Source organism: Alkalicoccus luteus, assembly GCF_052061695.1.
In the GTDB taxonomy this organism is placed as follows: Bacteria; Bacillota; Bacilli; order Bacillales; family Salisediminibacteriaceae; genus Alkalicoccus; species Alkalicoccus luteus.
In genome coordinates this window covers 1-19,154 of the sequence record NZ_JBPZEY010000013.1, presented here as the reverse complement: position 1 = coordinate 19,154, position 19,154 = coordinate 1, and the positions used below count along the sequence as shown (strand labels likewise).

At 46.3% G+C, this 19,154-nt stretch carries 20 protein-coding genes; 12 read left to right on the top strand and 8 right to left on the bottom strand.

Annotation, left to right across the window (positions count from 1 at the left end):
• The first annotated feature begins 2 nt into the window (after positions 1-2).
• The 4 genes from ACSZLD_RS15020 to ACSZLD_RS15005 all read left to right on the top strand — a co-directional run bounded on the left by ACSZLD_RS15020 (position 3) and on the right by ACSZLD_RS15005 (position 2,840).
• Positions 3-422, top strand: coding sequence for a flagellar protein FliS (locus ACSZLD_RS15020; RefSeq protein WP_377910638.1), 420 nt, complete (start codon positions 3-5; stop codon positions 420-422).
• 11 nt (positions 423-433) lie between these two features.
• Positions 434-1,807 carry a flagellin N-terminal helical domain-containing protein gene (locus tag ACSZLD_RS15015; protein ID WP_444685664.1) on the top strand — a complete coding sequence of 458 codons (1,374 nt, stop codon included), beginning with the start codon at positions 434-436 and terminating at the stop codon, positions 1,805-1,807.
• A gap of 72 nt (positions 1,808-1,879) precedes the next feature.
• Positions 1,880-2,320, top strand: coding sequence for a YaaR family protein (locus ACSZLD_RS15010; protein WP_444685663.1), 441 nt, complete (start codon positions 1,880-1,882; stop codon positions 2,318-2,320).
• 79 nt (positions 2,321-2,399) lie between these two features.
• Positions 2,400-2,840 (top strand): SRPBCC family protein, encoded by a 441-nt coding sequence (locus ACSZLD_RS15005; RefSeq protein WP_444685662.1) that lies wholly within the window; start codon positions 2,400-2,402, stop codon positions 2,838-2,840.
• A gap of 437 nt (positions 2,841-3,277) precedes the next feature.
• On the opposite strand, the gene cbpB is transcribed toward ACSZLD_RS15005, so the two are convergent.
• The 4 genes from cbpB to proC form a co-directional block, all read right to left on the bottom strand.
• The gene (gene cbpB / locus ACSZLD_RS15000) at positions 3,278-3,745 is read right to left on the bottom strand and encodes a cyclic-di-AMP-binding protein CbpB (protein WP_444685661.1); all 468 of its coding nucleotides are present in this window, start codon (positions 3,743-3,745) and stop codon (positions 3,278-3,280) included.
• A gap of 170 nt (positions 3,746-3,915) precedes the next feature.
• Positions 3,916-4,221, bottom strand: coding sequence for a MerR family transcriptional regulator (locus ACSZLD_RS14995; protein WP_377910633.1), 306 nt, complete (start codon positions 4,219-4,221; stop codon positions 3,916-3,918).
• Positions 4,222-4,315: 94 nt separating this feature from the next.
• The gene (locus tag ACSZLD_RS14990; RefSeq protein ID WP_377910632.1) at positions 4,316-5,131 is read right to left on the bottom strand and encodes an ion transporter; all 816 of its coding nucleotides are present in this window, start codon (positions 5,129-5,131) and stop codon (positions 4,316-4,318) included.
• Between the two features lie 198 nt (positions 5,132-5,329).
• Positions 5,330-6,151, bottom strand: coding sequence for a pyrroline-5-carboxylate reductase (gene proC, locus ACSZLD_RS14985; RefSeq protein WP_444685660.1), 822 nt, complete (start codon positions 6,149-6,151; stop codon positions 5,330-5,332).
• A 97-nt stretch (positions 6,152-6,248) separates the two neighbouring features.
• Between proC and ACSZLD_RS14980 the strand changes: the two genes are divergently transcribed.
• The 6 genes from ACSZLD_RS14980 to ACSZLD_RS14955 all read left to right on the top strand — a co-directional run bounded on the left by ACSZLD_RS14980 (position 6,249) and on the right by ACSZLD_RS14955 (position 13,142).
• Complete coding sequence (locus tag ACSZLD_RS14980) at positions 6,249-7,043, top strand: SDR family NAD(P)-dependent oxidoreductase (RefSeq protein ID WP_444685659.1); 795 nt, start codon at positions 6,249-6,251, stop codon at positions 7,041-7,043.
• Between the two features lie 173 nt (positions 7,044-7,216).
• Entirely contained in the window at positions 7,217-7,501 is a 285-nt protein-coding gene (locus tag ACSZLD_RS14975) for a hypothetical protein (RefSeq protein ID WP_377910629.1), read from the top strand.
• Positions 7,502-8,085: 584 nt separating this feature from the next.
• On the top strand, positions 8,086-9,075 hold the full coding sequence (locus tag ACSZLD_RS14970; protein WP_444685658.1) for a class I SAM-dependent methyltransferase: 990 nt from the start codon (positions 8,086-8,088) through the stop codon (positions 9,073-9,075).
• Between the two features lie 175 nt (positions 9,076-9,250).
• Positions 9,251-10,741 (top strand): phytoene desaturase family protein, encoded by a 1,491-nt coding sequence (locus ACSZLD_RS14965; RefSeq protein ID WP_444685657.1) that lies wholly within the window; start codon positions 9,251-9,253, stop codon positions 10,739-10,741.
• Positions 10,738-12,204 (top strand): phytoene desaturase family protein, encoded by a 1,467-nt coding sequence (locus tag ACSZLD_RS14960; protein ID WP_444685656.1) that lies wholly within the window; start codon positions 10,738-10,740, stop codon positions 12,202-12,204. The genes ACSZLD_RS14965 and ACSZLD_RS14960 overlap by 4 nt, the downstream gene beginning before the upstream one ends.
• Positions 12,205-12,299: 95 nt before the next feature.
• Positions 12,300-13,142 (top strand): phytoene/squalene synthase family protein, encoded by an 843-nt coding sequence (locus ACSZLD_RS14955; protein ID WP_377910625.1) that lies wholly within the window; start codon positions 12,300-12,302, stop codon positions 13,140-13,142.
• A 351-nt stretch (positions 13,143-13,493) separates the two neighbouring features.
• Here the strand turns inward: ACSZLD_RS14955 and ACSZLD_RS14950 are convergent, their stop codons facing one another.
• From ACSZLD_RS14950 to ACSZLD_RS14935, 4 genes are read right to left on the bottom strand one after another with little or no spacing between them, the layout of a single operon-like run.
• Complete coding sequence (locus ACSZLD_RS14950; protein WP_444685655.1) at positions 13,494-14,951, bottom strand: phytoene desaturase family protein; 1,458 nt, start codon at positions 14,949-14,951, stop codon at positions 13,494-13,496.
• Positions 14,944-16,038, bottom strand: a complete 1,095-nt coding sequence (locus ACSZLD_RS14945) for a glycosyltransferase family 2 protein (protein ID WP_444685654.1) — start codon at positions 16,036-16,038, stop codon at positions 14,944-14,946. Before ACSZLD_RS14945 ends, ACSZLD_RS14950 begins: the two co-directional genes overlap by 8 nt.
• On the bottom strand, positions 16,035-16,748 hold the full coding sequence (locus ACSZLD_RS14940) for a lysophospholipid acyltransferase family protein (protein WP_377910622.1): 714 nt from the start codon (positions 16,746-16,748) through the stop codon (positions 16,035-16,037). Before ACSZLD_RS14940 ends, ACSZLD_RS14945 begins: the two co-directional genes overlap by 4 nt.
• On the bottom strand, positions 16,745-17,530 hold the full coding sequence (locus ACSZLD_RS14935) for a carotenoid biosynthesis protein (protein ID WP_377910621.1): 786 nt from the start codon (positions 17,528-17,530) through the stop codon (positions 16,745-16,747). Before ACSZLD_RS14935 ends, ACSZLD_RS14940 begins: the two co-directional genes overlap by 4 nt.
• Before the next feature lie 123 nt (positions 17,531-17,653).
• On the opposite strand from ACSZLD_RS14935, the gene ACSZLD_RS14930 reads away from it, so the two are divergent.
• Together ACSZLD_RS14930 and ACSZLD_RS14925 are read left to right on the top strand one after the other, a co-directional pair.
• Entirely contained in the window at positions 17,654-18,358 is a 705-nt protein-coding gene (locus ACSZLD_RS14930; protein ID WP_444685653.1) for an SDR family NAD(P)-dependent oxidoreductase, read from the top strand.
• Positions 18,359-18,496: 138 nt separating this feature from the next.
• Positions 18,497-19,021, top strand: a complete 525-nt coding sequence (locus tag ACSZLD_RS14925) for a PTS sugar transporter subunit IIA (RefSeq protein WP_377910618.1) — start codon at positions 18,497-18,499, stop codon at positions 19,019-19,021.
• Positions 19,022-19,154 lie beyond the last annotated feature (133 nt).

The following is a 19,154-nucleotide window of genomic DNA, read 5'->3' as shown; positions in this document are numbered from 1 at the left end:
ATATGCTTACGGAGAAAGAACTGTATGAAAAAACGCCACAGCAGCTTACTGCTCTTTTGCTTGAGGCGTTGTGCCTGCAAATGGAAAAAGCAGAGAGCAGTATAAGTGAGAAAGAATATATGCAAGCGAACAAAGCCTTACAGCAGTCAATTGATATTTGTGTCCGTCTGGGAACAGGCCTCCGCTACGAGGCGGGGATCCTGGCAGACCAGTTTGAAGCCGTTTATCAGTATACGGCAGATGAGCTGATGCAGTGTAATCTCACCAAAGACAGAGAGCGAATCAAAAGGCTGCGAATGATGATGGAGCCGCTCTATTCTGACTGGCTCTCGGCAGTTCGGACACAAACTGGTGTAAAGCCTCAAGCAGGAGTTAAGCGGCAGCTGTCTGCTTACGAACAGCATATTGGGATTGAAAACTAGGAGGAATCAATATGAAAATCAATAATAATATTCAGGCGCTTAATGCGTATCGCAACTTATATCAAAATCAGCAGGCGACATCAAGCAACTTGGAAAAGCTTTCGTCCGGGCTTCGCATAAACCGGGCAGCGGATGACGCTGCAGGACTTGCGATTTCAGAAAAAATGCGATCACAAATTAAAGGCTTAAAAATGGCAGAACGAAATGCACTTGACGGTATATCACTTATGCAGACATCAGAGGGTGCTCTTCAGGAGGTGCATGCGATGCTCCAGCGCATGCGGGAACTATCTGTTCAAGCAGCAAATGATACGAATACCGATGAAGACAGAGAGCAACTGCAAAAAGAAATCGATCAGCTGAAAAAAGAAATTGACAGTGTTTCAGAAAAAACGGAATTTAATACGCGGAAGCTGCTTGACGGGAGCAGTGCACTAGTAACTACGCTCTCAGGGGAGCAGATCTTGGGTGGAACACCGGATGTACAGTCGGCTGAATATGCGAGCGGAAGCTACAGGCTGCAAATGGAAAATGTCGTACAAACGGCAGAGATGACGCAGCCGGCTGCCGGTCTTAATGAATCATCTGTTTTACTTGACCCGAATGGCAGCGGACAGTTTGGTAGTTACACGATTAATGTCCGGGAATATGATGAACAATCTGCATCGGCAAAAGTAGAAGTCATCGGGCCCCAGGGACGAGTGCTGGAAACAAAGGTCATTGAAAAAGGAGAGGATGTAACAGTCGGAGGAGTTTCAATCAAAACTGCGGATATTACCAGCAATGGCACTGCACGAGTGAAGCTCGAAGCAACGGCGTCTCTGAAGCTTAACAAATTGAATGAGGATGAGACTGAAACTGAAACACTGGTGCGGGCGGAAAAGACCGTGACAACAGTCAACGGAGAGTTCCGGTATGAGGGGATTCATTACCCGGTAGGCGCTTCCGTTCTTGCTGCAGAACAACCTGCACAGGAATTTTCACTTTCCAACAACGCGCTTGCGTTCCAAATTGGACCAAATACCGGGCAGGAAGTGTTGATCGATATTCCAAAGATGGACACGGTGACGCTAGGTATAACGGATATCTCCGTAGCATCCAGTGAAGACGCAGGTGAAGCGATCTTTAAGCTGGACCGGGCTGTTGCCATGCTGTCCGATGCCCGTGCCAAGCTGGGTGCCGTTCAAAATCGTCTGGAGCATACGATTAACAATCTGCAGGTGACGCACGAGAATCTGACAAGCTCAGAATCGCGAATCAGAGATGCAGATATGGCACTTGAAATGACGGAATTCACCCGCAATAACATATTGAACCAGTCTGCAACAGCAATGCTTGCGCAGGCAAATCAGCTGCCTCAGGGCGTTCTTCAGCTGCTTCAATAAATAGAACAAAGCCTGCAGGCCAATCTGTTATACTAATAGCAATACATGTATTTTGCAGGGGGATCACGTGTAATGGATATACAGCGAATACGTGCTGCCGGTGCCGCGCGGGCTTCGGACAGCAGCAATAAAAGCACGGAAGCGAAAATAACGTTTCAGGAAATAATGAAGGACGGCAGAAGGCAGGGAGCCTATGACCAATTCGGCCAAAAGCTGGAGGCGATTGAAAAGCAGGGAAAACGACTTGCAGATTCCCGTACCGTCGATGAACTGAGACTTTATAAAAAAATGGTAAAAGAGTTCATGGATGAGGCGGTGAAGCTCGGCCTGCAGCTTGAAGAGCAGAGAGGATTTAACCGGCGGGGACGAACAAAGGTTTACAAAATCGTAAAAGAAGTAGATTCGAAGCTGATTGATCTGACGGACAGCGTTCTGCGCGGTCAACAAAAAGGCCTCCACCTGTTAAAACAAACTGGAGAAATACAGGGTCTTCTCGTTAATATCTATGCGTAATCAGGTATGAGCAAGATCATAAACGGGTAAAGAAAAAAAGCCCTAGCCGGCTTAGTTTGTTGATAAGGGAGCGGTGTATATGTCCAGCGGAACATTCTACTACGGAACGATTATAGACAAGCCACTTCAGGAGGTATGGGATTTTTTTCAGGCGACTGAAAATTTGGCGGCTATCACCACCTTTCCTGAAATAACGGTAAAGGGATCCGAGCGAAGTGAAGAGGGAGCTGAGATTGAGCTGCAAATGAATTTTTACGCTGCCAAGCTCTCCTGGAAGAGCAGAATCAGTGAAGTATCTGAACCGAACTATTTTATTGATGAAGGGATAGAGGTACCATTTCCTTTCAAGGTGTGGCGCCACGTTCATGCATTTAAAACGGAGCCGGACGGCCGCACAAAGATGATTGACATGGTACAGTTTGACGCTTCAGTGCCTTCAGCAGCCGTCAAGCTGATGCTCTTTGGAATGTTCAGCGACCGCAAACGAAAGCTGAACAGTCTGTTGGGGCCGGTGGAATAAGAACGTCCCGTATTTTTGAATATTTTTTTACAAACGCGCTCCTCTGCCAGGTTTTCGTTGGACCCGATTAAAAAGTCATGCTTGTTTCTTTTTCTGCATTTCCACACACGCCTATTTCGCTTCTTCAGCCTTATTGTCTGGATGGAAGAAGGGGAAGGCTTCGCTCAAAAACAGCCTGTTCTTGAGAAGTTTTCATTATCCAGTCCGTCTCCGCTCGTGCGATATAGAAACTTCAGACTGCTTAGTGTGCATCTGAAAAACGCTGCGACGATTCGCGGAGCAGGAGGTAGAGTCGGGCCCGCTCCTTTTTGGAGGGTGATTCGCCGCATATACAGGCATTTTGCAGGAACAGGCATGCATAAAGACGTTATCAACACGCTGAAAAGCAGCCCTCATAAAAATGGGAGGGCTGCTTTTTGTATTAAAGGCCTGTTTTACTAATCTTCATCCTGTTTAAAGCATGTTCGACGCAGCTCGTGGAGGTAACCGTTCAGATGAGCAAGTATTTTACTCCTCGGGATAATACCCTTAAACACGGCGCTGCTGTTTTGCACACAAACAAAGGGATATTCAATCGATTGATTAATCACTCGTTCAAACCGCGCGTCTTCATGCACAGTAACAAAATCTTCGTTCATGACATCCTTCACTAAATAGTTGTTCAGTCGTTCCGGCTCCATCCGTTCGATGCCGAGAATAGAGTCGAGTATTTTAGCCTTACTAATAATACCAACTAACTGTGTATCGATATTAAGAACGGGAATCGCTGTATAACCAGACTTTACTAGTACAAGCAAGGCATGCTCCAACGAATGATCAGGCTGGACATTTGCCACCTGCTCTGCAGGGACGATAAACGTATCAATACGTCCGCTGAGCACGTCTGTTTCTTGAATATTTGGCATGGATATGCACACTTTCTATAAATTAATAGGTACTTAAACGGGGACAGTGATTTGGAAATCAGCTTCCTGTCCACCTATCTCCATGCATAATAGTAGAGCTTTTAGAAGGAAAAGTCAATAAACAAACAGAGGCGTGACAACAGACTTAGGTCTTGTCACGCCTCTGTTTGTTATTTACGCATTTTAAACGCAGCATTCAGCTGACCTCGCAGCATTTTACTGCGAATATCAGATTGTTTCATTTCTTCTTTGCGGATCTCAAACGTCTGCATGCCGTCTTCCATCTTGTTCGCAATATCTACGAGACGTTCCACATCTGCAAACGAATATTTGCGCGTTCCGCCTTTACTTCTGTCAGGAAAAATCAGCTTCCGTTCCTCATAGTAACGGATCTGACGCTCGGATAATCCGGTTAGTTCGCTGGCAATCCCAATTCCAATTACTTTTTTATCCTTATAGGATGACGCATCTGCCAAAGAAATCCCCGTCCTTCCTCGTCCATCAGCTTTGTTTGTTATACTATACCACGATAGAAAACGGGGGCGGGCAAAATTGTCAGATAATCTGACGTCATTCGTTTTCAGACTTTTGCTGAAGCAGCTTTTTAATGGCAGCAAGCTCCTGCTTTACTTCAGAAAGCTCTTTTTGAACCGGGTCCTCTTCTTTCTCTGCTCCCGTATGTTCTGCTTTTTCAACATTATTAACGATGACACCAATAAAGAGATTAAAGACAACGAAGGTTCCTACAAGAACAAATGAAACAAAGTAAATCCACGACCACCACAGTTCATCCATAATGGGTCTCATGACTGCTGAGGCCCATGATTCCAAGGTGACGACCTGAAAAAGGGTTAACAGCGACAGCTGCAGATTTCCGAAATAGGCAGGAGCTGTTTGTTGGAACAGCATAGTGCCGATCACTGCAAAAATATAGAAAACGATGCTCATTAAAAGCATAATGTTTCCGAGAGAGGGGATCGTCATCAACAGCGCATCGACTAGCCGTCGCAATGACGGAATCACTGAGATGGCGCGAAAAACACGGAGGACGCGCAGGATGCGCAGAACAGTTACAAAATAGGCTCCGACCAGAATATGGCTCGCAGCGACAATGAGAAAATCAAACCAGTTCCAGCTGTTTGAGAAAAATCCTTTAAACGACGTTGAGGCAGCCATGCGCATTGCAATCTCTACTGTAAAAATCCATAGTAATACTCTGTCAATGAAGAAAAAGGTGGACTGATTTGCCTCATAAACTCCAGGATATGTTTCAATCCCGACAACAACTGCATTAAATAGGATAATCAAAATGACAGCGTTGGTGAACCAGTTGTTCTCAACAATGTATTCCAGCTTCGTTCGAATATGTTCTGGAAGAAACCCCATGAATAGATCAAATCCTTTATGTATAGGCTGTGGGCGACACGCTGCTTACTAGTTTACTATGATTTAAAACACGCGGAAAGGAAAATCAGCATATACAATCAAGCAGAAATGATGCGTGTATACTATTTATAGGCACATCAAAAATGCTCCAGCTCGTGAGCGGGAGCATGATTACCTTCTCTCTAAGGAAACGTCGGATCAGCTTTGCTGTCTGCTGGCGGCAGGAGCACCTAATTCTTTGGAACGGTTATTTGCGGCTTCGATGCAGGCAATTAATGCTTCCTGAACATGCTGTTCTTTAAGCACGTTAAACCCTGCTTCTGTCGTCCCGCCAGGACTCATGATTTGCTTATACAGTTCAGCTGGTGTGGTATCTTCCTCCTGAACTCTTCTTGCAGCACCGCGAAGGGTCTGAGCTACGAGGTCTCGACCGAGCTCTTCAGGAATCCCGATCGCCTGAGCCGCTTTTTCCATCGATTCCATTAGATAATAAATGTAAGCTGGACCTGTTCCAGTAAGCGCCGTAACAGCATCGAGGAGATGTTCCTCTACATGAGCTGTTTCGCCGATCAAACTGAACACGTGCTCTACTGTACGGATGTGCACGTCTTCAGCGGCGCTTCCCCCGGCAAAGGAGGTCATGGACGCACGTACGGCAGCGGACGTATTAGGCATCGCACGAAACACAACGGGTCCCTTGGAAGCCTCTTCTAAAGATGAAGTCGTAACACCTGCCATGACCGACACCAGAAGCTGGTCGCTGCGTAATATGCCGTTAAGCGGAGCAAGAGCATCTTCCCAATCCTTTGGCTTGCAGGAGAGAAATATGATATCTGCGTCAGCTGCAGCTTGCGCATGACGTGTGGTCTGAACTCCGTAAAGGCTGCGGAGGTTGGCAAGTGCCTGGTCATTCGATTTGTTCGTAATGGTAATATGGTCAGGCGGAATACTGCCTTCTTTTATCCATCCTTTAACCATTGCCTCTGTCATTGATCCTGCACCTGCAATAAATAGTTTCATCTCTGACACTCCTGTATACTGAAAATTACGTTTATTATGCTCTTCGTAAGACGCAATGTCAACATGAAGTTAAACGTCAAGAATAGGAGGAATCAGTTTGAAGCAATCATTGAAGCAAAGAATTATCGTGATAACCGGGGCATCCACCGGCATCGGGGAAGAAATTGCCTGCGCAGCAGCTGCAAGAGGAGCACTTCCCGTCATCGTAGCAAGAACTAGAGAAAGGCTTGAGGCAACTCAAAACAAAGTAGAGCAGCTTACCAGGATCCGGCCGGTTGTAGAAGTGTGTGATGTATCGGACTTTTCAGCCTTAAAAAACATGATTGAGCGAATTGAAGCCAATATTGGACCAATCTTTTCTTATATTCACAATGCCGGGTTCGGGGCATTCGATTATGCAGAAGATGTGCAATTAGAGCAGGCAGAAGACATGTTTCGTCTTAATGTACTGAGCGGCGCTGCGGCGGCCAAGTATGTAATGCCCTTCATGAAAGCACGCGGGGAAGGCAGCATCATTTTTACCGGGTCCATCTCTTCTAGGCTGCCTACTCCAAAAACGAGCATCTACAGTGCTACAAAACATGCGGTGGCAGGCTATGCGGATGCTCTTCGGATGGAGATGAAGCCGTATGGCATTCACGTAGGAATATTGATGCCGGGGCCGGTGGATACTGCTTTTTTTGAAACGGCTGATCGAAGCGGACGCTACAAACAGAACATAGAGAAAATGATGCTGGCACCGGAAACAGTTGGACGCGCTGCAGTACAACTCATCGTCCGGAAAAAAAGGTCCAGAATGATGCCTTGGTGGATGGGCGCTGCTGCCCGTTTATATCAGCTTGCGCCTTCAATTGTAGAAAAAGCCGGGGGTAATGCGTTTAAACAAAAATAATCATGATGCAACAGCGAGAAAGCGTGCTGTCATCCTGAAATTACCAATTGTGAACGATTACATGACGTGTTTTTAGCTTTGTTCACAAAAAAGTCACATTTCATCTCGCAATTTTCTAAATGAGTATGTATGATTAAAGCGTAGATTAATACAACTCAAGGAGATGACCAATCGTGCTCGTGAAAGAATTAGTTGAGACGAAGCGTCTAAGCGACGCAGGAACAGTAGAGAGCGTATATGCAGCTTATGAACGTTATGAGAGTGTTGACTGTGCCAGTGACGTAGCATCGTATTCTTCAGAAGAGTGCAGTTCAGAATCAAGCATTAAGCTGTTTGCTGGAAACATCGACGCCGATCATACACTAAGGCTGATTGGAGAAGAGAAGGTAGCGAACAGTGAGCAAGTAGAAGAAGCTTTGGTCCGATTGAAGAAAAAATATCCGACGTATTTTCACTAAACGAATAAAAACGTTTTCTAAGCCCGGTTTATAATGAACCGGGCTTTTTGTTTATGATAAGGAAACCCGCATTCCTAAGGGAGAACATGCTGTTGACAACGTTAGCCTAACAAACAGATCATTCATTTTATATGCATTCCTGCTGCGCCTAACTTTTCTTACGGGGCTGGCCTTCAGCTAATTCTCAGGATGACTCCTGTATGAATGGAAGGATGGCGCGGCTTCACTCGGAACCAGGCTTCTTCGAAGCACCAGCGTTATCTAGTGAATAAGAGACGCTGCATGAAGAAGGTTCAGATGGCATTTGCAGACACGCGCTAAAAAAATCAGGCGATGCTTCTGTCAGCTGCCGACATCGAAGGGAAGATCCTCCGGACATTGTAAGGAATCCGCGACCATTCTCGCAGGGAAAGCGAATGTCTGCCGATTCAGGCAAGTGCAAGGATATTTATTGAGCAAGATGTAATCACGATTCTGCCGCTTCCTAAGGAGCGTCAGGCGGTTCATCCAGTGGTTTAAGGAAACTGACAACAGGGAATTCAGTTACAAAGATTGACAACTTAAACGATAGAGCAGGTGATGGCATGAGTGAATTGCAGCGAATGCTTCAAGCACGTAACTGGATGAAAACAAATGAGAATTTTTTACAAACGTGGCATGCGCATGTAGGATACAAGCTGGATTTATTTGATCATTTTAAGAAATCGAAATCTGTAGGAGAGGTAGCTGCTTCAGAAAAGCTCTCCAAAGAATTGCTTCAGCGCTGGGTTGATGTAGGGGTAGAAGTAAACCATTTAAAAGAATCAAGAAGCGGAAAGATCAGCTCGAAACGAAAAATGGTTAAATACGCTTCAAAGAAAAGCAGTGAATCTGTCGGCATCTTATTGAGCGAAATGATGGAGCTGCATATTCCTACGCTGCTTGAGTATCCCGAAATAATGGAATCGGATGAACGGCTTACATATTTATCCGATAAGTTCGCTGAAATTGTAGCGGAAACGTCCACCCTGCTCGAAAAAGCGGCTGTTGGACCAATTTTACGCTGGGTAAAGAAGGAAAAGCCTTCAAGTGCGATCGATCTTGGCTGCGGATTTGGAGGCTACTTAAAAGCGATTCACACGAAGTACCCGAAAACGGAATTAATCGGAGTGGAGCTGAGCCCTGATGTGGTAAAAAAGGCAAATGCCTCGCTTCCCGATGAGATAGATATAAGGGAAGGCGAGATTGAAGAGTTTCTGGAAAATTTTGATGGTCGCACTGATATGATTATGGCCCATAATCTGCTTTATTATTTCAAACCGTCAAGACGAGTCGACTTATTTCGAACATTTCACCAGGCATTGGCAAGAGAGGGAACGGTTACGATTATTTGTCCGCTGGTTAAAGCGAAATACGGAGCAGCATTTACGAGCGCATTCAATACGTTTATGTCTGCCCATGAAAATCTATACCCGCTTCCGTCACCGGATGATTTAAAAGAGTATGCTGATAAAACCGGCTTTCGAATTGCCGATATGAAGCCATTAATCCGAGAAGGCGGATGGTATTTAATCACGATGAAGAAAAAGCGATAACGGACCACCGGCTGCCCGAGGGCAGCTTTTTTTTTCGAGCTGTTAGTATAAGGAAAGAACGTATCATTTCGTATGCAAAAAAGATAAACAAAACTTATACGACGGCGTTTATAACATCCTTTATCGGGGAAAAGCTATATATGTATTTAGATAAGCAGGAGAGCAGGTGTTCAAAATGACACAAGTGGCAGTTATCGGGGCAGGTCCCGGAGGTCTTGCAGCATCTATGCTGCTTCAGTCAAAAGGGTACGATGTGACAACGTTTGAGAAACAGCAATACGTAGGCGGCAGAACGTCATCCTTTTCAGAAAATGGCTTCACCTTTGACTTAGGTCCAACGTTTTTTAGTATGCCGCACATCTTGGAAGAAGTTTTTCAAGAAGCAGGCAAAAAATTAGAAGATTACGTGGAGTTAATCCGTCTTGATCCGATGTATACATTGAAGTTTTCAGATTTGACTATTCGGGCAAGCAGCGATCGAGATCAGATGTCTGCTGAAATTGAAAAGCATTTCCCGGGCTACGGTCCTGCATACATCAAGTTTATGAAAGATACGAGAAAAAAGCTGGCTGTTCTATCGCCGATCCTGCAAGAGAAGCACGCCTCTCTTCTGGACTACCTTCGTCCTCGAAGTTTGAGAGCAGTACCGGAGCTGGAGATTGGCAGCTCTCTCTATGACGTGTTGTCCAGATATTTTGATGATGAACGATTAAAGCTGTCATTTACATTTCAATCAAAATATTTGGGGATGTCACCGTGGGACTGTCCCGGGGCATTTACGATTCTTTCTTTTATGGAGCATGAGTACGGTGTTTTCCATCCTAAAGGCGGAGTTAATCAGTTGACGAAGGCACTTGCCAGAGCTGCTGAGGAAGAAGGGGCTGATATCCGAACGGGAACAGGTGTAAAAAAAATCAATATTGAGAATGGGCGTGCAGAATCCCTTGAGCTTGAGGATGGGAGTATTCACCGCTTTGATCATATCGTCATGAATGCTGATTTTGCGCACAGCATGAAACACCTCATTGATAATGGCCAGCGGAGAAAATATTCCGATGAGAAACTGAAGAAGAAAAAATACTCCTGTTCTACTTTTATGATTTATTTAGGAGTGAGCGGAGAGGTGGACTTGGACCACCATACCGTCCTGTTCGCTGAAGACTATAAACGCAACGTAGATGAAATTATGAAAGAACAAGTGCTGCCGGATGATCCTTCCATCTATGTGCAAAATGCCGCTGTTACTGACCGTACGGTTGCTCCGGACGGGAAGTCAGCGCTCTATATACTCGCACCTGTTCCAAACAATATGAGCGGCATCGATTGGGAAACACACGAAAAAGCATTCCGTGACCTGGTACTCCAAACGGTGGCTGATCGTGCAGGTATCCCTGATTTGGAGAGCAGAATTGAAGTGGAGCGTGTTCTGTCTCCACAAGGCTGGGAAGAGGATAAGCTTATTTACGAAGGAGCTACTTTCAATTTAGCGCATAATTTAGGGCAAATGATGTATTTCCGGCCGCATAATGAGTTCGATGATATCAAAGGACTATGGCTGACCGGCGGAGGCACACATCCTGGCAGCGGCTTGCCAACAATTTTTGAATCTGCACGGATTACTTCTTCTTTGATAGCCATTCATGACAGGAAGAAGGTGAAAGCATGAGAACGATCATTTGCGGCGGCGGTATAGGCGGGATGATCAGCGCACTTTATGAAAATCAAGCAGGGCATGAGGTGATCTTGTTTGAAAAAAAGCCGCGATTAGGAGGGCGGCTCGCCTATCATGACCGCGGAAACTATAAAATCGATGAAGGCCCTACGATCGTCCTGCTGCCTGACATGATTAATACCATACTGGAAGAACTCAACCTGCAGGACCGGATAGCTATGACGAGGATCAATCCGCTTTATCCAATGCATTTTCAGGATGGATCGACGTTATTGAAAATGAGCGGAGTTGAACAGCAGCAGCAGGAGCTGGAGCGGTTTTCTAAAAAAGATGCGGCTGCGTTTCCCGCTTATATGACCGATATGGAAGAACGGTTTAAAATCGGCAGTGCCTCGTTTCTCGGCAGAGCTTTTGTAAAGAAAAAAGACTTTTGGACAGGCAGAAACATTCAGCATCTGCTGAGGCTCAAGGCTTACCAGTCCGTAAAAAAGCAGGTGAAAACATACTTCAAAGATAAGCGGGTGCAGGAAGCGTTCATGCTGCAGACGCTCTATATAGGAGGAGCTCCGGATGCTACTCCTGCTATGTATTCGCTCGTTCCATTCAGCGAGCATTTTCACGGAATCTGGTATGTTGATGGGGGATATGCCCGGCTTGCTGAAGTGCTTCAGGAAGCAATGGAGGAAAGAGGCATTGTCATTCGCACGGGTGCAAGTGTAAACGGTCTGAGAATGTCAGAGGATGAGCTGCACGCTGAGGCTGTTCAGGTAAATGGAGAAGAAATTGCTTGTGACAGGGTTATTATGAATGGTGAGTTTCCAGCAGTGGAGAAGCTGGTGCGTAAACGGCAAGTTCGAAACTATGAACCGTCTTCCGGATGTCTGCTTCTTTATTTCGGATTGAACAAGCCCCTTCAGACAGAGCACGTGCACAGCTTTTACATGGGAAAAAGCCTTGATGAACATATGCAGTCCGTATTCAAAAATAAGAAGCTGGAAGAAGATCCTTCTTTCTATGTATTTCAGCCGAGCTTAATTGATGCGTCACTCGCACCTGAAGGACATGCAGTTGCCTACGTTCTCGTCCCGGTTCCTTCGGCAGCACATGTGACAAGGCAGGAATATCTAGACTACGCGGAGAACATAAAAGAAAAACTGATCGAAAGGGTAGATGCCGGTCTCTTGGAAAAAACAGAATGGTCTCATATCCGAACCCCTCATGAAGCAAAAATGGATGGACTATTCCAAGGGGGGAGCTTCGGGATAGCGCCAACACTGTTTCAATCAGGTGTATTCAGACCGCAAGTTAAACCGTTTGAGATCGATAATGTATATGCAGTTGGTGCTTCCGTTCACCCGGGAGGCGGAATCCCCATCGTGATGCAGGGGGCAAAAGTACTGAATGAGCTTTTAAGAGATGAGGAAATAGGTGATTCCTCCCTTCAGCCGGCCACATAGCTGTTTATGGCGGATGTTTTCTGATACTCTATTACTAATATGGCTGATAATTCAAACAGCCTTCGTCCGGCAGACGTTAGAAAGGAGCGGACTTTATGCACACAGAACAGGCATATAAGCACTGCAAAATGGTCATCGAAAAACACTCCAAAACCTTCTCAAAAGCGTTTCAGCACCTGCCAAAAGCGAAGCGGCAGGCAGTCTGGGCGGTTTACGCGTTCTGCCGCACAGCTGATGACCTCGTAGATGAAGGCACAAATCAGGAAGAGGACCTGGATCAGTTTGAACAGGAGCTGATGCAGTTTGAACAAGGGGCGGTGCCTCGGGAAAGACTGCTTTGGACGGCGCTCTCTGATACGTTCAGCAGGTTTGACTTCGACCTTAAGCCCTTTTATGACATGATTGCAGGTCAGCGGATGGATCTGCGAAGCCGGTCGTATACGTCTGTTGAAGAGGTACTTGATTATTCCTACCATGTAGCGTCAACTGTCGGCTTAATGCTGCTGCCGATTCTGGCTCCAGGGAAAGAGAACGATCTTCGCCCCAGTGCGATCAAGCTTGGATATGCCATGCAATTAACCAATATCCTTCGAGATGTTGGAGAAGATATTCGACTGGGCAGAAAGTATTTGCCGGATGATCTGATGAAGGAATACGGTTATACGCGAGAAATGCTTGAGGCCGGGATTGTGAACGAGTCGTTTGTACAAGTTTGGGAAAGACTTGCTACTTTAGCGGAATCATTTTATCAAGAAGGACTGCAGGATATTCACTTATACTCTCCGGCGGCCAGACTGCCAGTACAGGCAGCCGCTTACTTTTATCGGGAGATTTTACAAACAGCTAGAAACAACCGGTACGATGTGTTTAAGCAACGGGCTGTCGTATCGACAGAAACAAAACAGCATATTTTGAGCGGACTCGCTTTAAGTAAATAGCTGAAAAACAGGATGTGCCGTCGGGCGCATCCTGTTTTTCAGCTTATTGATTTGGACGGAAAGGAACCTGTTTACTAGTTTGGATATATGTCCTTCTGTTTACTGTGACTTTGATGAGATTGTTTCCCGTACTATTCCGAGGTGGACCTGCCGCACAAGGGAAAGGCAAGGCTGCAAACGGACAACAATGCTCGTGAGAAGTTTTGAACCCTGATACGAACCTGGTTGAAAATGAAGGTTGCTTAAAATGACAGCTTCTGCTCTGAACAGTACCGCCTGTTCGTACGGCTTCATACTGTTCCTGCAGAAAACTGTTTCCAGCAGAATGTAAAACGTGGCGGACCCAGCCCCTTAGCGGTGGCTCATTAATAATTCAGCTGTTCGGACTCCGCTGATCGTTACCATCGGAGAACCACCTCCAGGATGCGTGCTCCCCCCGGCAAAGTATAAGTTTGGAATATCTGCGGCGTGATTATAAGGGCGTAAAAATGTATTTTTACGAGAGTTGGCAGAAAGACCATACAGCGCTCCGCGGAAAGCATAAAATGACTTCTCAATATGCTCAGGCAAAATCACTTTGTTTTCCTTCGTATGATGACGAAGATCTATTCCGTATCTGCGAAGTTTTCGATAAATTCTTTCAACTGGAAATTCCGTCTTTTTACCTGACACAGCAGGGGCGTTCACGAGCAGGAAGATGTTGTCGCCATCGGGACTTCTCTTTCCATCCGATCTCGAGGATGTGCACAAATAGATTGTCGGGTCTTCACCATACTGTTTTTCGTGAAAAATTTGCCTGAACTCTTTCTCAGGGTCTCCGCTGAAGAAGACATGGTGATGAGTAGTAGGGAAGACAGTATCGACTGCAGAAAGCATCACCGCCGCCGAAATAGAAGGTTCAAACGACGCTGCCTTTTTATCTGAAAAAGAAGGGCGGTTTTTTTCGAGTACGAGTGATGGGTACTGGGTCAGCAAATCGCCGTTCATGATCACAGCATTGGCAGGCAGCATGCGTTTCGTTGTGTGTACGGTTTGAATCTGCTTTTCCACTACTTCAAGATTTACTACTTCTTCATCAAAGTAGAAAGATACCCCCAAGTCTTCCGCTGCACGCCGCATCCCTTCTGCAATTTGGAAGTTTCCTCCGTTCGTGTAGTAGACGCCATCTGCAAGCTCTAAATAGCCGATCAGCGAAAAAGTCGCAGGACATGCGAAAGGGGAGGAGCCGATATAAGTAGCGTACCGGTTAAAAGCAGAGCGGATCCTTTCATCGGAAAAGAAGCGCTGATGAAAGGCATCCATCGTCTGAACAGGCTTTGAAGCCGCCAGCGCCTTTGCGAGTCCGAAAGAAAAGTAATCCCGAAAGCTTGAGAAAGTCCGGCTGAAGAAATGGCGTTCCGCAAGCTTGAACAGACGTTCCGCCTCTTTTAAGTAAGCAGGGTACTTGTCCGCTGCATCCGGGTCAAGCTGAAAAAGTTCTTCCCGCATTTCTTCTGTATTGGAAGAGAAAGAGAAGCTGGAGCCGTCCGGAAACGCATTCGTCGTATGCTTTTGCAGCTTCGTAAAGGTAAAATAGTCATCAGGTTCCAGACCAGCTCCTCTCAACACATCCTGAAACACGTGCGGCATCGTGATCGTATTTGGACCAAAGTCAAATGAAGCTGTATCGAGCTTAATTTCATGCAGCTTCCCACCAGGGTGGCTATTCTTTTCAAGGCAGGTAACTTGGTAGCCTTTGCTTTGCAGGACGATCGCTGACGACAGACCGCCGAGTCCTGCGCCAATAATAACGACATGCTGTTTACTCATACACTCTTCCTTTCCAAATTACGCCTTTTTTCGTCATATCCCGATAGATCGCATACAGCAGCAGTGCAATAAAACTTAGAGCAGACAGCGGCATAAGCAAAAACAGCCAGCGTGGATATCCTGCTGCCGAATCGACGAGAAACTTGATCGCGAAACCGATCAGCAGCGGAAGCAGGTAGACCCATTCTCCAGTCAAAGCGCCGTATACAGCGATGCCGGCAGGTGCTGCGAATAAAGAACTGTAAAGCAGCATCACTCCTGCTCCAGCAAAAAGCTTTCTGCCTATGCCGTTATAAATGTTTTTTGAAAAACCATTCCACACCTCAGCGTTCGTTTCATACATGTAGCATGTTACAAAGCGGAGGGGGTTTATTAATAGAGCTTGCCAGCCCGATCGTTTCACCTGTCGCATGAGCGAAATATCCTCCACGATATCGTTTCGGACCGCAGCATGTCCCCCTGCCTGCTCATAGGCATCTGCCCGGAACATCATGAAGGCTCCGTGTGCAGCAGAAGCCGGAGGCCAAGCAGTTGCGTTAGCAAGCAGTACGGGCAGATGAACATAAACGAGAAAATGCTGCATTGGCACGAGCAGGTGGCCCAGCAAACTTTTGAGCGGAATCTTTGGGAAGCCGCTGATCAGGCCAGTATCTTTTCGGAACGCTGCGAGTGCCGTTTCAACTGCATTAGGATGAAGACGGACATCGGCGTCAATGAACATATAGTAGTCGCCGGAAGCTTTTTTGCCAAGCTGATGGCAGGCGTGAACTTTCCCTACCCATCCATCAGGCAGTTTCTCGCCGGCAATTGTTTGAACAGATTCCGATGCTGATGCGAGCAGGTCACCGGTGCTGTCGGTCGAGTTGTCGTTTAGTACGATAATTTCTTTGTTGTCATACGAAAGCAGCTCTAAGCTTTTTAAAAGCGGAGGGATATTGCGTTCTTCATTCCTGACTGGGATTAAAATAGAGACAAATGGCTCTTCTATAGACGTTTCTTTGACTGAGGGTAGAGGCAGCGCAATTAAGTTAATAACGGTCCAAATCAGCAAGGCCGAGAGGACAACAGTTATTGCAGTGATCATCATGATAAACGCCCTGTCCGGCGTTTGAACCGCTCCCAGGATTCACCAATTCCGGCACGCCCATGCGTGACGGTATGAAAAGACGTCTTGGAGTCATTCCACTCATTTCTCAGCATGTTCCTGGTTTGTTCCATGCCTCGCTCCATCTCTTCGGTCCACCGCCTGCGATTCCACGAGGGAGCTCCTTGAATAGGAGCTCCAGTCATCATGGTCCACTCTGGCAGCTGGTGATGCCGGAAGCCGTGATAAAAACATACGGGTACAACAGGCGCTTCAGGAACTGCTTGTTTAAGATGACCAGCGCCGGTAAAGAAGGAATAGGCTTCTTCGAGCGGAGCTTCTCCCCCTTGCGGAAACAAAAAGATATCGTGCCCATTTCGCAGCTGTTTTTCCGCGTACAGCAGCGACTCATGAATTGCCCGAGCGCGCTTTCCTATAGAAAACGCACCGAGCTTTGCAAAGAAAGGATAGCGGTTCAATCCTTCTTCATCCATCATCGCCAGACTGCTACGGCGCCAAATTCGTTCATTGTAGTAGAAAAGAAAGAGCGGATCCCACCATGAACTATGGTTAACAATAATAATTGAAGGCTTGTTTGGGAGCGGAATCGACGAGAACGATACATGCACCCGCTTGAAATGTCTTTTTATAAGCCATGCATTATAGGCATCAAACACACGGACAAACATCGGGGAACGAGCTGCTTCGATCATGCACGTCCACCTGCCCGCTGCATATAGGAATAGAACAACAGAACAGCAGTAACGAGCACTGCAGTCAGTATTGGTGCCAGCAGCAAGCCGTTTGCTAACGCGACAATGATAAACATACCGGTCATCATCGCATAAAGCCATTTCATCCGGATACTCCAGTAAGAAGAGTGCGTGTTGGTCCACTTGCCGTTTCTTCTAAAAAGAAGAAGTAATAATGCATGGAAGACAGCGGATAAAATAAACCAGCCTGCAAAATTTGAGAAGGGAATATCATAATACAATCCGCCCTCATTCCAAACCCAATATTGTTTCACATCATAAGCTACAGGGTCGATAATTAAATCCATAATGACAGCAGCCAGCGCACCGTACACGACATAAAGAAACCCTCCGGCAGGGAAGTTCCATTTCATCAAGGGAGCAGCAAGCACGTGCGTAGTCGCGAGCACCATTACCCATGCAAACCCGATTGTGACCGGAACTCCAATCAGCTTGGGACCAAAGTCCGTTTCGTATGTATACGCTCCAAAAAACAGTCCGGTGTGTACACCGAAGCTTTCCACCGCTATCGAGCCAAAAAAGATAATGATTACAGCCGCAGCACCTGCAGGACCTGCAGAGCGGATAAAATAGAAGACACCTAACAGGCCGGAGCTGATAAGGAACACGACGTTTGCCCACTCGAGCCAAGGGGGAACTAAATGGAAAGAGAGCAAAATAACGCCGATTGCGTACCAGACTACAAAAAAACGAAATAAGTAATTATCATAACGATGAGGCATACGACACGTCCTTTCTAAGTTACGGGTTTCCGTTGATTCTATTCCCTTTATCTGCAGAAAGTATACCGGAGCCGCACAAGTTTTACCAGAGAGTACATACTAACCAGGATGGAGGATGATAATATGAAAAATGTACTTATTACCGGAGCAGCATCTGGAATCGGGTTAAGCTGTGCATCATTTTTTGCGGCAAAAGGTGATCATGTGCTCATGATCGATAAATCAGCCGACGTTATGAAGCGGGCTGAAGAGATCGAAGGCATGGCAACGCCTTTTGTATGCAACGTTGGAGAAGAGAATGAGATAAAAACCTTGTTCAGCAGGGAAGAGCTTCCAGAAACGTTTCATGTCATTATTAATAACGCGGGAATTTCCACCTTTCATCCGTTTGAAACGCTCCCGCTCTCAGTCTGGAATGAAGTGATTGCATCAAATCTCACTGGGGTCATGCTGATGAGTCAGTATGGATCAGCGAGAATGAACGGTGGTGCGATTATTAATATATCCTCTACCAGGGCGACGATGTCAGAGCCGGACAGTGAAGCATACGCTGCTTCAAAAGGCGGGGTCACGGCTCTTACGCATGCACTTGCTGCCAGCCTGGCGTCTGAAGGCATTACGGTAAATGCCATCAGTCCCGGATGGATCGACACCGAAGGGGCAACACATGATGACTATTACCACCGGATGCACTGGTCAGGGCGAATCGGCCGTCCAGAAGACATCGCTTCATTATGCTGGTACTTGTCGAAACCCGAAAATAACTTTATCAACGGTGAAGAAATTAAGGTGGACGGCGGCATGACGCGCAAAATGCGCTATGACTGACAATTGGTTTCGCTCACCCCTAATCGGGGAACGAAAGTAACATGAGCCCGTGCTTGCATCAGCGTCGTGTTCGACGTATACTGTAAACCGTATTTTGTAGTTGTATATACAATTGAAACGCGAAAGGAGTCTGACTACATGTTTAAGAAACTGTTTGGTCTAGATAAGAAAAAAGAAGAGGTGCAGATGCCGGAAGCAGACGGGAAAGATGTTCTCGTCAGTCCAGCCGATGGAGAAGTTGTGGCGTTATCCGAAGTGCCGGATCCAACTTTCGCAGAAAAAATGATGGGAGACGGCGTCGCTGTAAAACCATCAACAGGTAAAATTGTTGCACCGGTAACGGGTGAAATTATGCAGCTGTTCCCAACGAAGCATGCGGTAGGCATCAAAACGGTTAATGGAGTCGAAATTTTACTGCACATCGGTATTGAAACGGTCAATATGCAGGGAGAAGGCTTTAAAGCTTATGTCGGCGAAGGAGATAAAGTAAAGGCGGGAGATACGCTGATCGAATTCGATCTTGACCTCGTCAATGAGAAAGCTGAGAGCACAATTACTCCAGTAATCATTACGAATGGTGACGCAGTGGCCTCGATGGATAAAGTAGAGGGCGAAAACGTCATTGCAGGCGAAACAACGATTCTAACCATTCACAGTAAATAAGTGAGGTAGCAAATGGGGCTGTCTAAAAAGCTCTTCTTGAAACAAAAAGCGGTGCCGGATATGTCCGGTACCGCTTTTTTTTGGAATGAAATGAGAAAAAGACAAAAAAATAGCAGAAATCCGAGCGGCCTTC